10 protein-coding genes and 3 pseudogenes are annotated in these 16,734 nt (G+C 33.2%); 7 read left to right on the top strand and 6 right to left on the bottom strand.

The window, feature by feature from the left end:
• Positions 1-48: 48 nt before the first annotated feature.
• From acsA to ssuE, 3 genes and pseudogenes are all read left to right on the top strand, one after another.
• Positions 49-1,758 carry an acetate--CoA ligase gene (acsA, locus tag ABLV90_RS02555; protein WP_460872083.1) on the top strand — a complete coding sequence of 570 codons (1,710 nt, stop codon included), beginning with the start codon at positions 49-51 and terminating at the stop codon, positions 1,756-1,758.
• A 128-nt stretch (positions 1,759-1,886) separates the two neighbouring features.
• Positions 1,887-3,297 (top strand): annotated as a pseudogene (locus ABLV90_RS02550) (LLM class flavin-dependent oxidoreductase).
• Positions 3,298-3,411: 114 nt separating this feature from the next.
• Entirely contained in the window at positions 3,412-3,951 is a 540-nt protein-coding gene (ssuE, locus tag ABLV90_RS02545; protein ID WP_460872082.1) for an NADPH-dependent FMN reductase, read from the top strand.
• A 72-nt stretch (positions 3,952-4,023) separates the two neighbouring features.
• On the opposite strand, the gene ABLV90_RS02540 is transcribed toward ssuE, so the two are convergent.
• The 3 genes from ABLV90_RS02540 to ABLV90_RS02530 all read right to left on the bottom strand — a co-directional run bounded on the left by ABLV90_RS02540 (position 4,024) and on the right by ABLV90_RS02530 (position 6,510).
• A complete protein-coding gene (locus tag ABLV90_RS02540; RefSeq protein ID WP_460872081.1) occupies positions 4,024-4,275 on the bottom strand; it encodes a hypothetical protein in 252 nt (83 codons plus the stop codon).
• Positions 4,262-4,684: a VOC family protein gene (locus tag ABLV90_RS02535; protein ID WP_460872080.1), complete on the bottom strand. Its 423-nt coding sequence runs from the start codon at positions 4,682-4,684 to the stop codon at positions 4,262-4,264. Before ABLV90_RS02535 ends, ABLV90_RS02540 begins: the two co-directional genes overlap by 14 nt.
• Before the next feature lie 236 nt (positions 4,685-4,920).
• On the bottom strand, positions 4,921-6,510 hold the full coding sequence (locus ABLV90_RS02530) for an L-lactate permease (RefSeq protein WP_460872079.1): 1,590 nt from the start codon (positions 6,508-6,510) through the stop codon (positions 4,921-4,923).
• 424 nt (positions 6,511-6,934) lie between these two features.
• Between ABLV90_RS02530 and ABLV90_RS02525 the strand changes: the two are divergent.
• From ABLV90_RS02525 to nagB, 4 genes and pseudogenes are all read left to right on the top strand, one after another.
• Positions 6,935-8,189, top strand: a pseudogene (locus ABLV90_RS02525) (MFS transporter).
• 528 nt (positions 8,190-8,717) lie between these two features.
• Positions 8,718-9,751, top strand: a pseudogene (argF, locus tag ABLV90_RS02520) (ornithine carbamoyltransferase).
• Between the two features lie 377 nt (positions 9,752-10,128).
• Positions 10,129-11,667: a PTS transporter subunit EIIC gene (locus ABLV90_RS02515; RefSeq protein ID WP_460872078.1), complete on the top strand. Its 1,539-nt coding sequence runs from the start codon at positions 10,129-10,131 to the stop codon at positions 11,665-11,667.
• A 134-nt stretch (positions 11,668-11,801) separates the two neighbouring features.
• The gene (gene nagB, locus ABLV90_RS02510; protein WP_427706117.1) at positions 11,802-12,524 is read left to right on the top strand and encodes a glucosamine-6-phosphate deaminase; all 723 of its coding nucleotides are present in this window, start codon (positions 11,802-11,804) and stop codon (positions 12,522-12,524) included.
• A 249-nt stretch (positions 12,525-12,773) separates the two neighbouring features.
• Here the strand turns inward: nagB and ABLV90_RS02505 are convergent, their stop codons facing one another.
• The 3 genes from ABLV90_RS02505 to ABLV90_RS02495 form a co-directional block, all read right to left on the bottom strand.
• The gene (locus tag ABLV90_RS02505; protein ID WP_460872077.1) at positions 12,774-14,024 is read right to left on the bottom strand and encodes an aminoacyltransferase; all 1,251 of its coding nucleotides are present in this window, start codon (positions 14,022-14,024) and stop codon (positions 12,774-12,776) included.
• Between the two features lie 540 nt (positions 14,025-14,564).
• A complete protein-coding gene (locus ABLV90_RS02500) occupies positions 14,565-15,869 on the bottom strand; it encodes a TcaA second domain-containing protein (RefSeq protein ID WP_427708168.1) in 1,305 nt (434 codons plus the stop codon).
• A gap of 15 nt (positions 15,870-15,884) precedes the next feature.
• Entirely contained in the window at positions 15,885-16,709 is an 825-nt protein-coding gene (locus ABLV90_RS02495; RefSeq protein ID WP_069817817.1) for a zinc ribbon domain-containing protein, read from the bottom strand.
• Positions 16,710-16,734: the final 25 nt, after the last annotated feature.

Below are 16,734 nucleotides of genomic sequence, written 5' to 3'. Positions count from 1 at the left end.
GAAAGTTCCATCTATAATGATTTTTAAATCTTTATAGGAGGCATACACATGACAACTGAAATTTTAAAAGGTGAAAAAGGAAACTTTAATCTTCAAGATTATGAACATACATATAATAACTTTGATTGGAAAGAAGCGGAAAAAGCATTTTCTTGGTATGAAACAGGAAAAGTAAATATGGCATATGAATGTATAGACCGTCACGTAGATAACGGTAAAGGGCAAAAAATTGCCTTGAATTATAAAGACAGTGCACAAGAAGCATCTTTTACTTTCGAAGAATTAAAGCTAGCTTCAAATAAAGTAGCGAATCTATTAAAGACAGAAGCTAACGTAGAAAAAGGCGATAGAGTGTTTGTGTATATGCCTAGAATGCCAGAACTGTATTTTTCATTTTTAGGTATTTTAAAAACTGGAGCAATATGTGGTCCATTATTCGAAGCATTTATGGATCAAGCAGTAGAAGAACGTTTAAGCAATGCGGATGCTAAAGTCTTAGTTACAACAGAAGATTTATTACCCCGTGTGCCTTACTCAAAATTACCAGACTTAGAAACTATTATAGTTGTGGGTGACAATGTATCACCAGAACATATTGATTTTCATACAGCGTTCAAGCATGCGAGTGATAGTTTCGACATTGAATGGCTAAATCGTGAAGACCCACTTGTATTGCATTACACGTCTGGGTCAACTGGCCAACCTAAAGGCGTCTTACATGCACAGGATGCGATGATTGTGCATTACATTACAGGAAAATATGTATTAGATTTACAAGAAGATGATATTTATTGGTGTACTGGAGATCCAACTTGGGTAACAGGATCGTCCTACGGCATATTCAGTCCTTGGCTTCACGGCGTAACAAATTGTGTCATAGGTGGAAGATTCTCTCCAGAATTATGGTATGAAATGATAGAAAAATATAAAGTTACATTATGGTATACCGCACCTACAGCATTACGTATGTTGATGAGTAAAGGTGAGACATTCACTAAGCAATATGATTTATCAACTTTAAGAAGTATTTTGTCAGTCGGTGAACCTTTAAACCCAGAAGTGATTCGTTGGGGCAATGAAGTATATGGCAGACGTATACTAGATACTTGGTGGATGACAGAAACCGGTGGATTAATGATTGTGAATTATCCAAGTCAGACTATTAAATTGGGTTCTATGGGTAAACCATTACCAGGTATTACAGCAAGTATTGTCGATGACGAAGGTAATGAATTACCTCCGAATACATTAGGTAATTTAGCGTTAAAAGCAGGATGGCCTTCCATGATGAGGAAAATATGGAAAAATGAAGAAAAATTCAATTCATATTTTGTGAATGGTTGGTATATTTCTGGAGATTCAGCATATCGAGATGAAGACAATTACTTTTTCTTCAAAAGTAGAGTAGATGATGTGATTATGACATCAGGCGAAAGAGTAGGCCCGTTTGAAGTTGAGTCTAAACTTGTAGAACATCCAGCGATTGCAGAGGCAGGAGTTATTGGTATCCCTGATGACGTAAGAGGTGAAATTATCAAAGCATATGTCACATTGCGTGAAGGCGTAGAAAAAACGGATGAACTTAAAGTTGAAATAAGACAATTTGTTAAGACTGGTTTAGCCGCACATGCCGCACCAAGAGAAATTGATTTTATGGATAAATTACCGAAAACAAGTTTTGGTAAAATTATGCGTCGTGTCTTAAAAGCTTGGGAATTAGATTTGCCAGCTGGAGATTTAAGTACGATTGAAAAATAATTTTCAACTAATATCCGATTAAATTTATCTGATTAATATAAAAATATTTTACAAAATAAATGAAAAAATAAAATCACAACCATGAAATATAAGCATAAGCGTGACTTAAACTCATAGGAGGTAATACAATGGGAAAAAAACAAATACATTTTAATGGCTTTATTCAGAACTCACCAAGCACCACATGCAATTGGTCTTTGGAAACATGACAAACATGAAGGCGCACAACATGGCACCATCGATTATTGGGTGAAGCTTGCAAAGCTTTTTGAAAAAGGGAAGTTCGATTCACTATTTATCGCTGATGTATTAGGAACGTATAGTGAATATGGCAATGATTATAAAACAGCTGTACAACATGCCGTACAAGTTCCAGATCATGATCCATTATTAGTGATATCTGCTATGGCGCAAGCAACAGAACACGTAGGATTTGCACCAACTGTATCTACGACTTATTTTCAACCATATGATATTGCGAGAAAATTTTCTACATTAGATCATTTAACACATGGCCGAATTGGTTGGAACGTTGTGACATCTTATTTAGGAAGTGAAGCGGAAAATTTAGGATTAACAGAACGTATGCCTAAAGAAACAAGATACGATCGTGCAGACGAATTTTTAGATGTAACATATAAATTGTGGGAAAGTAGTTGGGAAGATGACGCCGTTGTAAAAGATAAAGCTACCAACACGTATGCAGATCCAGATAAAGTACATTTAATTAATCACAGTGGGCGTTTCTTTAATGTCCCTGGGCCACATATTGTAGAGCCATCTCCACAGCGTACACCAGTATTATTTCAAGCAGGAGCTTCGGATAAAGGACGTAACTTTGCAGGTAAACATGCAGAAGCAATCTTTGTCGTGAATCACTCACTTCAAGGCCTAGCTAATGATGTAAATGACATTCGTTCTAGAGCAACACAACAAGGCAGAAATAAAGAAGATTTAAAGGTGTTTACTATGATTGTTCCCGTTATTGGTGATACGGTAGAAGAAGCAGAACAATTACATCAAGAGTTAATCGAACATATCACTTATGAAGGAACTGTCGCTTTATTAAGTGGACACACAGGCATAGACTTTTCTCAATTTGACCCAGATCAATATTTAGAAGATATTGAAACAGATGCGATTCAAAGCTTGTTAGATATTTATGCGAAAGATCCAACACGTAAATGGACGTTGAAAGAAGCTATTAAGCATCATGGCTTAGGTATTGGCTCAGTTCGCTTTGTCGGCACACCTACGCAAATTGCTGATGAAATAGAGCACTGGGTTGAAGTTGCTGATGTAGATGGGTTTAATATTGCGTATGGAACGATACCAAATTCATATGAAGATTTCATAGAAAAAGTGGTTCCAATATTACAAGAACGTGGCGTTTATCGTAAAGATTATGATGAAGAAAATACAACTCTTAGAGAAAATTTATTCGGTAAAGGTGAAAAGTATTTAAGATCTACGCATCCAGGATCACAATATAAACCGCAATTTAATAAGCAATATAGTTATAGTACAGCAGAAATTTAAATTCAATAGAAACAACATGCATAACAATAAAATGTTTAGTTTTTAAAAATTGAGATCCTGTCAGGTGTCTGAGAAAGTATAAGCAGTTTGAATAAATAAAGGAGGACATTAAAGATGGCAAGTGTAGCAATCATTGCAGGTGGAAATAAATTACAATCTCGTTTAACAGGTATTGTCGAGTATGCTGAAAAATATCTAGAAGATGAAGGTATTGATACAGATGTTGTACATGTTCATCAATTAGACGCAGAAGCGTTGATTACAGCGGATTTTTCTAATGCATCTATTAATGAAACGCATCAAAAAATAGAAAACGCAGATGGTATCATTATCGTATCTCCTGTATTTAAAGCGACTTATTCAGGTATTGTTAAAACGTATTTAGATTTATTGCCAAGAGGCGCTTTCACAGGTAAGACAGTATTGCCATTAGCATTAGGCGGAACCTTTGCGCATGTATTAGCAATTCAATATAGTTTGGATCCAGTGATTAAAGAACTAGGTGCAGACACAATTCACAAAGGCAGATTTATATTAGATAAACACATCACTTCAAATGAAGACGGCACTTATGATTATGATCAAGAAGCCAAAGATGGATTAGATAAAACATTAAAAAAGTTTGTCAGTGACAAATCACAAGTCAGAGAATAATATGTTGAATATAAAAAGGATGGAAGCGAGACATTATTTATGTCACGCACCCATCCTTTTTTATGTATAAATTTATAAAGATACTAAAGACCATTGATGTTTGTCATCATAAGTTAATTTGAAGTCTTGTGTTTCAATAGCTATCGGAAATGCAGTAGATGCTTTATCGGAAAAAATCCATTTTTTATTTTCAGGTGTTAACAAAATATAACTCTCATCCTCTGAATCACACATAAAATTTAAAGCTTCTGGAGAAAATGAATGCCCTTCATGTGTTGTAAGATGGTGATTGGTTAAAGCTTGATACACATCATCCAGACTCATTACAGACAAATCCAACTTCACTAATTCTTGAAAATTCAGGTTCATCCGTCATATTAGATACTCTTGCAATGAGTTCGACAATATTACCTGAAGGATCATTAAAATAAACTGAATGTGCAACGAAAGATTCAAAATAAGTTGTATGTTGGCCATCTTCCATCAATAAAAATAAAATATTTTGATAGTGTTGTTTCATATCGTAAAAATGATTGTAAGGAATATCTATTGCAAAGTGGTAAAACGGTTGATTGATTTCTTCGGATTTTTGAAAATTTAATTGAGTTTCCCCAATTTGAACAATAAAAGAATCGTGATCAAGAACTTGAACAGGACATTCTAATGTTTCTTCGTAAAACTGCAAAGTTTCTTCCAACTCAGAGGTTAATAACGTAACGTTTTTAAATTTCATTTGTAGATCCCCATCCAATCCATTGTTTAGTTTGGCAAATAAATTTAATTAATAAGTTAATTGTACTTTATCAAAATATTAAGGAGTATGATAATATAACGAAGTTATAAAGTAAAAATACACTTTAATCTATTGAATATCCCAGGTGTTTTGTAGTATTAATAAATAAATAAAACAGACTAAATGCTAATCAAAGCACTTAGTCTGTTTTATTTATTTATTAAGTTTCAACTAAATTAGAAGAAAAACAGTGTGAAGATATATGCACTAATACCTGCGAGTGCACAATATATGAGGGCAGGCGCTAGTGTTTTTCTAATTACGCCACCTTCTTCACCCGGCATATTTACCACGGCACACACTGCAACAACATTATGAACACAAATCATATTACCTGCAGCGCCACCAATAACTTGTGCGACTAATACAGTAAATGAATCAGCACCAATTGCGTTTGCGATGTTCATTTGAATTGGTGAGAATGTAAGTGTTGATACTGTTGCGCTTCCTGTAATAAAGGAACCTAAAGCACCTAAGAACGGAGCAACAAATAACCAAACTGGGCCTAAATATTCGGACATAGCATTAGCTATATATTCAGGCATACTAATTAAGTCATTAGCATTAATACCAGAGTTAATGAATACGTGAACCATTGCGAGTGTCGCAATAAGTGTAATACCAGTTATTTTAATCGTTTTTAAGGATTCTACACTAGCTTCAGCCATATCCTTAAATGGTTTTTTCTGAATAATGATAGCAAATATTGCGGATAGTAATAAGATGGTTCCTGGTGAATACAATACTTCCCAATCTGATGAAATACTTTCAAAATTCATAATGTTAGTCCAAGTTAAATCTAAAACACTTGTTGTGAATTCTTTAATAAATGGTACTGTTCTAGTAAGTAATAATAAGACAACTACCATTAAATATGGTGCCCAAGCAGTAAGTAAACTCATTGATTCTTCTGATTTTTGCACTTCTGCAGATTCATCTAATGCGTCTTTCCACTCAGTCTTAGGTAATAGCCAACCTTTGCTAGCAGTTACAACTGCTACAACAAGTCCAGTCAACGAACCTAATATTGCTACGAACTCCGGACCAAATAAAAATGCATAAGCAAATGCTGAAACCGCGTAAACAATACCGATTAAAGCGAGCCATGGTATCATTTCAAGTATAGATTTCATTTTATTTTTCTTACCAAAGAAGACAACCATAGTAATGATTAAAATAATTGGTATAAAAATACCGCTTAATAAATCTAATGTAGCAATGCGTTCAGCTGTTGATTGGAAAAATCCACTGTCAGCATCTTGCAATGTACTAAGTCCAACTATGACAGGTGTGCCAACCGCACCGAATGATACGGCAACACTATCTGCAATTAATGCAGTAGCCACAGCGACCATTGGTCTAAAACCTAAAGCTACCATTAATGGTGCTGTCACCATAGCAGGAGTACCAAAACCTGATGCGCCTTCAATGAGTGACCCAAATAAGAATGCCACGATAATGACTTGAACACGCATATCCCCAGATATTTTTTCAAAACCTGCGTTAATACGATCTACAGCTCCTGTTTGTCGTAATGTATTAAGTAGTACAAGTGCACCGAATAAGATATATAGAATCGTAAACGTTTTATGTGTACCTTGTAATAATGAGGCAATTATAACATTACCTTTCATACCCCAAACAAATATTCCCAATAATGTAACAACAATTGCACTGATTATCATACCTTTTAAAGCTGACATACGAAGTAGCACTAAAAAGATAAACGGTACAATTACTGCACTTAAAGCAATTAATAACAGCATATATTTTAACCCCTAACTTACAAAATTAATATCATCTAGTCATATGATGATTAAATCATAATTATTGTAAACGTTTTCAAAATAAAAATCAATCTTCTGTAATTAATATATAACTTAAATAAATTATTAAACGTATCAAAAAAATAGCTATGTAGAATTAATAAAGTGCTATAGAAGTGCTGATTATATCAAAAGTATCTAAAAATAATCATTAATCGAAAGAAAACGAAAGAAAACGAAAATAAATTTGCATTATTAGAAAAAATACAATAATATAAAGACAATATATGAAAGCGTTTTCTATACGATGAAATATGAAAGGCAGCAATTAAAATTTATTTTTATCACTTAGGATTTTAGTATGTTTTGTAATTGTATAAGTAGCCACAAGTTATCAATTTAATTACATAGGGGTGTGTTAAATATGAATAAAAAATTATCGAAAATGGGTATGCCACCAACTTTATTATGGGGGTATATTGGCGTATTAATCTTTATGATGGGTGATGGATTAGAACTTGCTTGGATAAGTCCTTATCTTCATGATCACGGCTTATCCGTTCAACAAACTGCAATTTTAACGACTTGTTATGGTGTGACCATTGCAATTGGATCTTGGTTCTCAGGCGTCTTGGTCGAAATTATTGGACCGCGTAAAGTTATGTTGTTAGGCACAGGGCTGTATATTGTTGGTCATATTATATTTGTAGGATTTGCAATACCTACGATGAATTATGAACTAATGATTCCGTCGTATGCCATTCGAGGATTTGGTTATCCGTTGTTTGCTTATTCATTTTTAGTGTGGGTGGCTTACCGTTCACCTCAAAAACGATTAGGTGCGGCAGTAGGTTGGTTCTGGTTTGTATTTACAGGTGGTTTAAGTGTGCTTGGATCATTCTATTCATCATTCGCAATTCAATGGTTTGGTCATGTGTTCACTTTATGGACAGCTATTATATGGGTTCTTATTGGAACGTTTTTAGCTGTATTTGTAAACAGAGATCAATTTGAAATAGAAGATAAAGGCCATGGTGTGAAAGAACATGTAAAAGAAATGGGTGCTCGGAATTACGATATTAAAAAGAGAACCACGTGTCGCAGTGGCATGTATTGTAAGAATTATTAATCAAGCATCACAATATGCATTCCCGTTGTTCTTGCCTATATATTTAGCATCAAAGGGTATTGAAACAACAACTTGGCTTAATATTTGGGGAACAATTTTTTTCGCGAATATTATATTTAATATAATATTCGGTGCATTGAGTGACAAGATTGGTTGGAAAAATACAATCTCATACATCGGCGGTATTGGTTGTGCTGTGTTCACATTAGGATTGTATTTTATACCAGAATTATTTACAGGTAATGTATTTGTCATCGGCACTGTAGGGTTTTTATGGGGTATGTGTCTAGCAGGATTTGTTCCAATTTCTGCGCTCGTACCTTCGCTTGTAGGTGATGGCGACAAAGGGCCAGCGATGGCTATACTAAACTTAGGTGCAGGGTTATGTGTATTTGCTGGGCCTGGATTAGTAGCGTTATTCTACGATAGTATTGGCGTAAAAGGCATGATGTACTTAATCTTTGGATTATATGTAGCAAGTGCAATTATGACACGTTTCTTAAAAACGCCTGAAGAGCGTGCAAAGCTTAGTAAGAAAGAAGCAACGTAATCGTAAAAATTATGTATTAAAAAATAAATATTTACCATTAAAAAAGTCTCATTCTAGTTTTAAAACTAGAATGGGACTCTTTTATTTTTAAAAGCTGATTATGCAATCGTTTTGAAATGGGGTGGAAATGAATGACTTATTTTTCTTGGAAGCCACCAGAAATAAATTGAGCAACGATCTGTTTGATTACAGTCACAATTTTAGTTAACAGAATCAATCACCTCCGTCAATTAAGTATTTCAGCGTCATTGTAGTACAAAAAAGTAGTACAATGCGTATTCATACATAACTCAAAAAATAAATTTCACAAGTGTTATTTATTGAAAATTCACAGTGCATAAATGCTTTGAAAAACTGCATAAATGTTAAATTCATTAGTTAAAATGAGTGCTGTTTATCAAATAATTAAAGATAACATTCTAAACTAAAATTCAACAATATACATAATAAAGCATATTTATACTTGTTTTATATGTGAATTACGTATATTATGTATATAAATCTTATAAAAATATTGGAGTGATGAAAATGGGGTTGAACACAACAGCTTTAAATAAGTTACAAGTTTTTAAAGGAGAACACTTTTTGAAAACATGCGATTTTTCAGCAGAAGAATTGAATACATTAATAGATTTTACTGGAGAGTTAAAGGAAAAGAAAAAACGTGGGATCCCTCATCCTTATCTGAAAGGAAAGAATTTAGCGTTACTCTTTGAAAAACCCTCTACAAGAACACGTTCGGCATTTAGTGTTGCTCGCGTATGATTTGGGCGCTTATCCAGAGTATTTTGGCCAAGGTGATATTCACTTAGGTGTGAAAGAATCTACAGCTGATACTGCAAAAGTATTAGGTCGTATGTATGACGGCATTGAATTTAGAGGTTATCATCAAAAAGATATAGAATCTTTAGCTAAAAATGCCAATGTGCCAGTTTGGAATGGCTTGACGAATGAGTGGCATCCAACGCAAATGATTGCGGATTTCTTTACATTAAAAGAAAATTGGGGAACTTTAGAAGGTAAAACATTAACATATGTAGGTGATGCTAGAAATAATGTAGCACATGATTTACTTATCACTGGAGCTATATTAGGCGTTAACGTACATATTGCCGCACCTAAATCTTTACAACCTGATGAAGCAATTCAAAAGATGGCTAAGGATTATGCTCGCACAATCTCAGAGTGAAATTTTAATTACGGATGACGTGAATCAAGCAATTTATCAAACAGATGCTATCTATACAGATGTATGGTTATCAATGGGTGAGGATCAATCTGTTTTAGAAACCCGTATTAATGAATTATTACCTTACCAAGTAAATGAATCAATGTTATTGAATACGATGAATCCTAATGCAATCGTCTTACATTGTTTACCAGCATTTCACGATTTAAACACTGAAGTAGGACAACAGATTTATGAAAAATATGGTTTGTCTGAAATGGAAATTACGGATGACGTATTTCAAGGTGAGCACGCTGTGATATTTGATCAAGCTGAAAATAGATTACATTCTATAAAAGCAATTATGTCAGTGACACTAGGCGATATATTTTAAGCGAAGCAATAGTCGTAGGGGAGGGAATACGAAATCAAATTTCAAATTTTGGTTTCTGTCCCTCCCCATTTTTTTGCACACCTTACGAAGTCATAGCTTGTAGTCTTCAGCACTATTATTTACCGAAAATGTTGGCTCAAAACACTGCCGTGAAACTTTTAATATGACGATGTAGATTGTGAAGTGTCCTAATGGGTGAAACAGATTATTTAATGTATAAAGAAAACTGTTATTTAAGTGAACTAAACGAGGTTTATAATAAAGGGCTTACATAAAAAGCGTTATATCCTTTTGAAAATGTTTTTCATAATGACGAATTGTATTGATTATCATTTTCTTTGCTTGTATATTTATGGTAATTAGGAGGTTAATCAATTATGAGTAAGCTATTTGAGAAAGCACAACAATTCGGTAAGTCCTTTATGTTACCTATAGCAATTTTACCAGCAGCCGGTTTATTGTTAGGTATTGGTGGCGCATTAAGTAATCCAAATACAATCAAAGCATATCCTTTATTGGATATTGAACTATTACAAAATATATTTATATTAATGTCATCTGCAGGTGATATTGTCTTCCAAAATTTACCTGTCATTTTTGCAGTAGGTGTTGCGATTGGTTTAGCCAAAAGTGATAAAGGAACAGCAGGTTTAGTCGCCATGTTAGGGTTCCTCATTATGAATGCTTCAATGAATGGTTTGTTAATTATTACAGATACATTAGCAGACGGTAATTTAGCTAAAGAAGGTCAAAGTACAGTCCTTGGAATACAAACAGTGGAAACAGGCGTATTTGGCGGTATTATAACCGGCATCATGACAGCGCTTTTACATAATAAGTTCCATAAAATATCCTTGCCAACCTATTTAGGATTCTTTGGCGGTTCACGTTTTGTGCCTATTATCACAGCATTAGGTTCTATTATATTAGGTGTCGTGATGTTCTTTATTTGGCCAACTGTGCAAGGTTGGATATTTGGTGTTGGAGGACTTGTAGATAAAACAGGAGTTATTGGTACTTTTTTCTTTGGTTTTATTTTAAGGCTTTTGGGACCATTTGGTTTACATCATATTTTTTACTTACCATTTTGGCAGACAGCGCTGGGTGGTACTTTAGAAGTGAAAGGACAAATTGTACAAGGTACACAAAATATCTTTTTTGCTCAATTGGGTGATCCTGATGTTACTAAATATTATTCAGGTGTATCAAGATATATGTCAGGTAGATTCATTACTATGATGTTTGGTTTATGTGGTGTTGCATTGGCAATCTACCATACTGCAAAGCCAGAACGTAAAAAAGTCGTTGGCGGATTAATGTTATCTGCAGCGTTAACATCATTTTTAACAGGAATTACAGAACCATTAGAATTCAGTTTCTTATTTGTAGCACCGGTTCTTTATGTCATACATGCCTTTTTAGATGGTTTAGCGTTTATGCTCGCAGACATATTTAATATTACGATTGGTCAAACATTTAGTGGTGGTTTCATTGATTATCTATTATTTGGTATATTGCGGGGCAATGCTAAGACGAATTTCTTGTGGGTAATTCCAATAGGTATCGTTTGGTTTATGCTTTATTATATTATATTCAGATTTTGCATCACGAAATTTAATTTCAAAACACCTGGACGTGAAGAAGGCGAAGCGGCTGAAACTGTAGAAGCAACTGATCGTGCTAAAACGATTATTCAAGGTCTTGGTGGTAAAGAGAATATTGATATCGTTGATTGTTGCGCAACAAGATTAAGAGTTACCTTAAAGACTGATAAAGATGTTGATAGAAAAATATTAGAGTCGACCGAAGCGAGAGGCGTGATTCAGAAGGGGAACGGCGTTCAAATTGTTTATGGTCCCCATGTAACTACGATAAAAAATGAAGTAGAAGAACTATTAGATAGTGAACAGTCATAAACAAGCGTATAATAGTATTGTATGCATGATTCATTTTATATTAATTTGATAAAAAACAGATAATTATGTAATATAGGTTATTAAATGTTAATTATGAAAATATATAGTGATATTAGAAAGAATGGGGTAGAAATATGAACGTTATAAATTTGAAAGACCGCACAACGGCGAGTCAATATGTTGCTATAGAGCTTTTGAAACAAATAAAGTCGCAACCTAATGCTGTGTTAGGACTTGCTACGGGAAGTACAATGATTGATATCTATAAATACTTAGCGGAATTAATTAATGTTAATCACACAGAATTAACTGATGTGGTGACATTTAATTTAGATGAGTATATTGGGTTAGCGGCAGATCATGAACAAAGTTACCATGCTTATATGAAAGAGCACTTATTCAATCATAATAGCACTTGGAACGAAGATAATATTTATTTACCTAAAGGTGATGCAGAAGATGTAGAAAAAGAATGTATTGCCTATGAGCAATGTATACACAATGCGGGGCCAGCAGACATTCAAATCTTAGGTATCGGTGAAAATGGACATATTGGTTTTAATGAGCCATTTTCATCATTTGAAAGTGAAACACGCGTAGTAGATTTAACGGATTCAACAATCAAAGCAAACAGTCAACACTTCGATAATATTGAAGATGTACCTAAACAAGCTATTTCAATGGGCTTAGCATCTATTATGAGTGCGAAACGCATCATTCTAATAGCGTTTGGAAGTAATAAGCAAGATGCAATCCAACAATTAATGGATGGTAAAGTGTCAGAATCACTTCCTGCTTCAATATTGCATCAACATCCGAATGTAGAAGTTATCGTTGATGATTCAGCTTTAAATTAAATAAATATACAAAAGCGATACAAGTTTGTATTGGTTTAGAATGTCGACAAAGTTTCCGACTTTGTTGGCATTTTTTTGTGCGCGCTGTCCGCGGGCGCAACCTCAGCCTATAGTATTCGGCTAGTACATTATTAACTAATGAGGAATTGGACCAAATCGCCGACATTTTCAAGTGGTATTGAGTAATGAATGAACAAAAAATAGATTCAAAAACCAAATACATTTACAGCATTTGGTTTTGAATCTAATTTACGTAACATGTCTATTTTTATTTAATAAATATAGTTTGTATAAAAATTTTCTAATTGGAATTATAAAATCACCAATATATTCTTCTACGTGTGCATTAAAGCCTTTTTTAAATTGCTGTACACCATAATCATCAGAATTTTCACTGAAGTCTCCAGTAATGCCATAAAAATTATATCTTGGAATGTCGTTCTCTATGGCAAATTTAATCATATCCCATTGTAAACGATAAGACCCCATAAATTGGTTGTATTTAGGATTAGAACCACTAGATAGGTAATAAACTTCATCTTTCGTGTATATATAAAATGCAGCAGCTAAATTCAAGATATTTCCTTCTGTTGAAATTAATTCAATCGTCTCATTAATTTTTCTTTCGTAACTGTTTTGTTGTTGCGTTAACTGGTTCAATTTCGTTTTTGTTTTTTTAGAATTAGTGTTTTCTTGTAATTTATTCTCTAAATTTTTAATTTCTAAAAGAAGGTTATCGTTTTTCTTTTGCAATTGTCGCTTATAATTTTCTAAATTGATATACGCGAGTTTTAACATAGAATGATTAGCATAAATTTTTTGCATTTCCTCAAAATAAGCTTTATCTCTAAATTTAAAATTATGCTTTTCTTCTGCCATTTGAAATAGTTCAAAGAATACATCGGTTTCTGAAATATCCAATGTTTTTATTTCCACACCCATTTCAAAAGTTTTTTTAATATTACGACGTGTCTGATAATCCATTTCTTTTAATATGGTACTTTCACTTTTATCTTTTAAATTTAAAACAGATAACCATCTAATTTGGCTAGTAGTAGAGTAACCAATACTATAACCTTGATGGGCATAACCTAATTTTGATAATGCATTTTTAAGCTTTTCATTATCATAGTGTTCAATTATTTTTCCATCAGTATCTCTAATATTTTCTAAAATATATGGATCTATTAAAGCGAATAATGCTTTTTGAGTTTTTAAATATACTTTTAAATTTTCAAAAAAGAATTTAATTAATATTGGATTACTATAATCTAAAACAGGACCTCTGTGAGAATAAAAGTATTTAAAAAACCTTAATGCCCTAGCTTCTGTTAATAGGCAAGTCGCTATCACTTTATCATCTTCTTTAACGCCTACTAAATGTACATCGTTCTTATTCTGATTTCTATAATGAAAATGAGAATAAGACTGGGTATAATGCACAAAATGTTGATTAATAAAATCAGTGAATTCTTTTGCTGTTAATTCTACGAAGTTCATTTTTTCACCTATTTCTTAAATAATAAGAAACCTGGATCAGCAGTCCAGATCCCTAGGATCTAGTGGATTTATAGATATTTATAGATAAATATTACGAGTTTAATTCAATAAAATTCTAACATGTAATATTACATCAGTATAGATTTACATATAAAAGTTACTAAAATTGTGACAATTAAAAAAGATAAATGAAAGTGGCGTAGAGTGATTAGAAAAAAGGGGAAGTGAAGATGTTCGAATAACGTGAATAACTACATATTATTAAAATTATTTTGAAAAGAAGCAAGAAAGATTTATTTAAATAAAAAACAGCCTGGGACATAGCACATGTCTCAGGCTTATTTTTTATATTGGCAGTGGCTGACTGAATTGAAAATGCGCTTATATCAAGCTTTTAAAGAACTACTACTTCATTTATGAAGACAAGTAGTTCTTTAAAAGCGCTGAAGCACTTGTTTACAGTAGCTGTGCCGGGCTGGGTTCATACGACGAAATTTATTAGAAAAATTAGATTTCTGTCCCACTCCCTATAAAATAATATTAATATCCAGAATTGACTTTTTTACCGTCTTCATCATATTCTGTGACATAACCGTCATCATCTATAGTATATGATCCAGCTAAATTACCGTCTTTATCGGTAAATGAAAATCCCCAACCATCATCTGTTTCTTCAGGTTCTTTATAAGTATAAGTATCAGTGTCTAAACTTTCGCCTTCATATGATTCGACTTTGTCTATAACATTATCACGTGTGACATCCTCCTCATCTGAACTGGATGCGTCTTCGTCATCTTCAGATTGAGTTTCTTTTTCAAATACTTTGTCTTCATGGTCGCTAATAGCATCATCATCAAAGGTTAAAGTAACGTCAACTTCTTCTTCGTCGTTTTCAGGGCTTGAAACATTCTCGACATTTGATGTGAATTGTTTATCTTCAACTTCAGTTGTAGCATATACTTCTACTTTTTCGTCAGGTGAGTATGGACCAAATGTTTCGCTAGCGTATTCATCAAAGTCTTGTTGTTTTTCACCATTGATATAAAGCTTTAGTGAATCTGAATCGATATATGCTGAGTCAGTACTTACAGTAAAACGCTTTTGTTTGAATTGAGGATCAGCATCGTTACTTTCAGACATATCGATATGAACGACACCATCAAACTTTTTACCATCTACTTTTTGAGTAGCTTTTAAATCGTATATTCCAATAGGGAAGTCATCAAGTGTTTTTGTCTTACCTTGTTTTAGTTTCACTTGTTTCGTATCGTCGTTATGTTTGTAAGATAACGTACTATCTTCTTCAGGAAGAATGGTAACAGACGCTTCATTTACATTAAAATTATAGTTTTTAAATATGCCCCATTTTTTACCATCTTGAGAGATGTTTATGAGTTCGTTATCGCCAACCGTAACAGAAGTGCCACCCATTGTATTATCTTTCATACCTTGTGCGGCGCTTTGAATTTCATCACCAACACGTTCAGGGCTATCTGTTTCATTAATATATTTATAGACAGCTTTGGCTTCGTCTTTAGACAGAGACCCGCCGTTTGCTTTTAAATTATGAGTTAAGTTACTGGGCTTATTATTTTTTAAATCATTTGAAATAGCTTCAGCTTGTTTTGTCGGTGAAAGCTGACTTTCAATTATCTTATAAGCTGTAAATAATGCAATAATGATAACTACAATGACAGCAATTGTAATATAAAGTGGTAATTTTGATTTTTTATTATGATTGTCGTTGTTATTTGTACTACGTTGTTGATGTACAGGTGTGCCACACTGTGTACATACTTTTTGGTTTGGTTTAATTTCGGCTCCACAATTACTACAGTATTTCATTAATTAACTCTCTCCTTAATAATCTGTATTAAAATATGAATCTAAAGCACTTAAAGAATTTGAAACTGTTCCTTCAATAAGAATGCGAAGGAGGACACCTAAAATAAGAATATAAATTAAAATAGCATAAATCACGGGCATACGAAGTTGGTGCATATGACTGTGCTTTGTTGTGAGATAAATTGGTGACACTAATGTAAATAGCATAGAAATTAAAACAAGCATTGATCCAAAGCTTGGCACATTAATAGCTAGAAATAATAAGCCTAATAAGAACGCAATTACAGAAAAAGTATTAATTAATACAAAATCGGAAAGTGCTTTATGTACACTGATTTTAATGTTTAGCAGTTTAATCAATAATAATGTAATGGCAAAAATTATTGAAATAGATATTAGTATGTAAAAGGTAATGTTAAAAACGATATTAGCCTTACTTGTCGCAAAAAATGCTACCTCTGCTGGTATAACTAAAGATAATAAAATAAGTGTAATTATAAACCCTGCAATAATGAGACTGAAAAGCGTTTTAAATGTAAATTGATGTTTACTTATAACTGCCTCATCTGTCCTAGAAAATGAGCTGGAGAAAAATAATTTTGCCTCATTAAAAATATCATCAGAATGTTTGGTAATGTTTTTGTTTGATTGACTTGGTTGTTTTGGCTGATGAGAGGTATGAGATGGTTCATGATTCTGTGATGCATCAGACTGAGATGTATGTTGATTAGTAGTTGGATTGTCAGTAGATGATTGATCTTGAAGTGTTAATTTGGTACCACACTCGCCACAAAATAAATCTTTTTTTGTAACTGACTCCCCGCAATTTGGGCAATGCATAAAAATCCCCCTTATAATATGTTTA

The organism is Staphylococcus sp. 2S1, assembly GCF_046721335.1.
In the GTDB taxonomy this organism is placed as follows: Bacteria; Bacillota; Bacilli; order Staphylococcales; family Staphylococcaceae; genus Staphylococcus; species Staphylococcus equorum_A.
This window is presented reverse-complemented; position numbering and strand designations above follow the sequence as displayed.

Coding starts and splice junctions, on each gene's coding strand:
- nagB (WP_427706117.1), top strand. CDS start 11,802: ATGAACGTTATAAATTTGAAAGACCGCACAACGGCGAGTCAATATGTT.
- ABLV90_RS02535 (WP_460872080.1), bottom strand. CDS start 4,684: ATGAAATTTAAAAACGTTACGTTATTAACCTCTGAGTTGGAAGAAACT.
- ssuE (WP_460872082.1), top strand. CDS start 3,412: ATGGCAAGTGTAGCAATCATTGCAGGTGGAAATAAATTACAATCTCGT.
- ABLV90_RS02495 (WP_069817817.1), bottom strand. CDS start 16,709: ATGCATTGCCCAAATTGCGGGGAGTCAGTTACAAAAAAAGATTTATTT.
- ABLV90_RS02500 (WP_427708168.1), bottom strand. CDS start 15,869: ATGAAATACTGTAGTAATTGTGGAGCCGAAATTAAACCAAACCAAAAA.
- ABLV90_RS02515 (WP_460872078.1), top strand. CDS start 10,129: ATGAGTAAGCTATTTGAGAAAGCACAACAATTCGGTAAGTCCTTTATG.
- ABLV90_RS02505 (WP_460872077.1), bottom strand. CDS start 14,024: ATGAACTTCGTAGAATTAACAGCAAAAGAATTCACTGATTTTATTAAT.
- acsA (WP_460872083.1), top strand. CDS start 49: ATGACAACTGAAATTTTAAAAGGTGAAAAAGGAAACTTTAATCTTCAA.
- ABLV90_RS02530 (WP_460872079.1), bottom strand. CDS start 6,510: ATGCTGTTATTAATTGCTTTAAGTGCAGTAATTGTACCGTTTATCTTT.
- ABLV90_RS02540 (WP_460872081.1), bottom strand. CDS start 4,275: ATGAGTCTGGATGATGTGTATCAAGCTTTAACCAATCACCATCTTACA.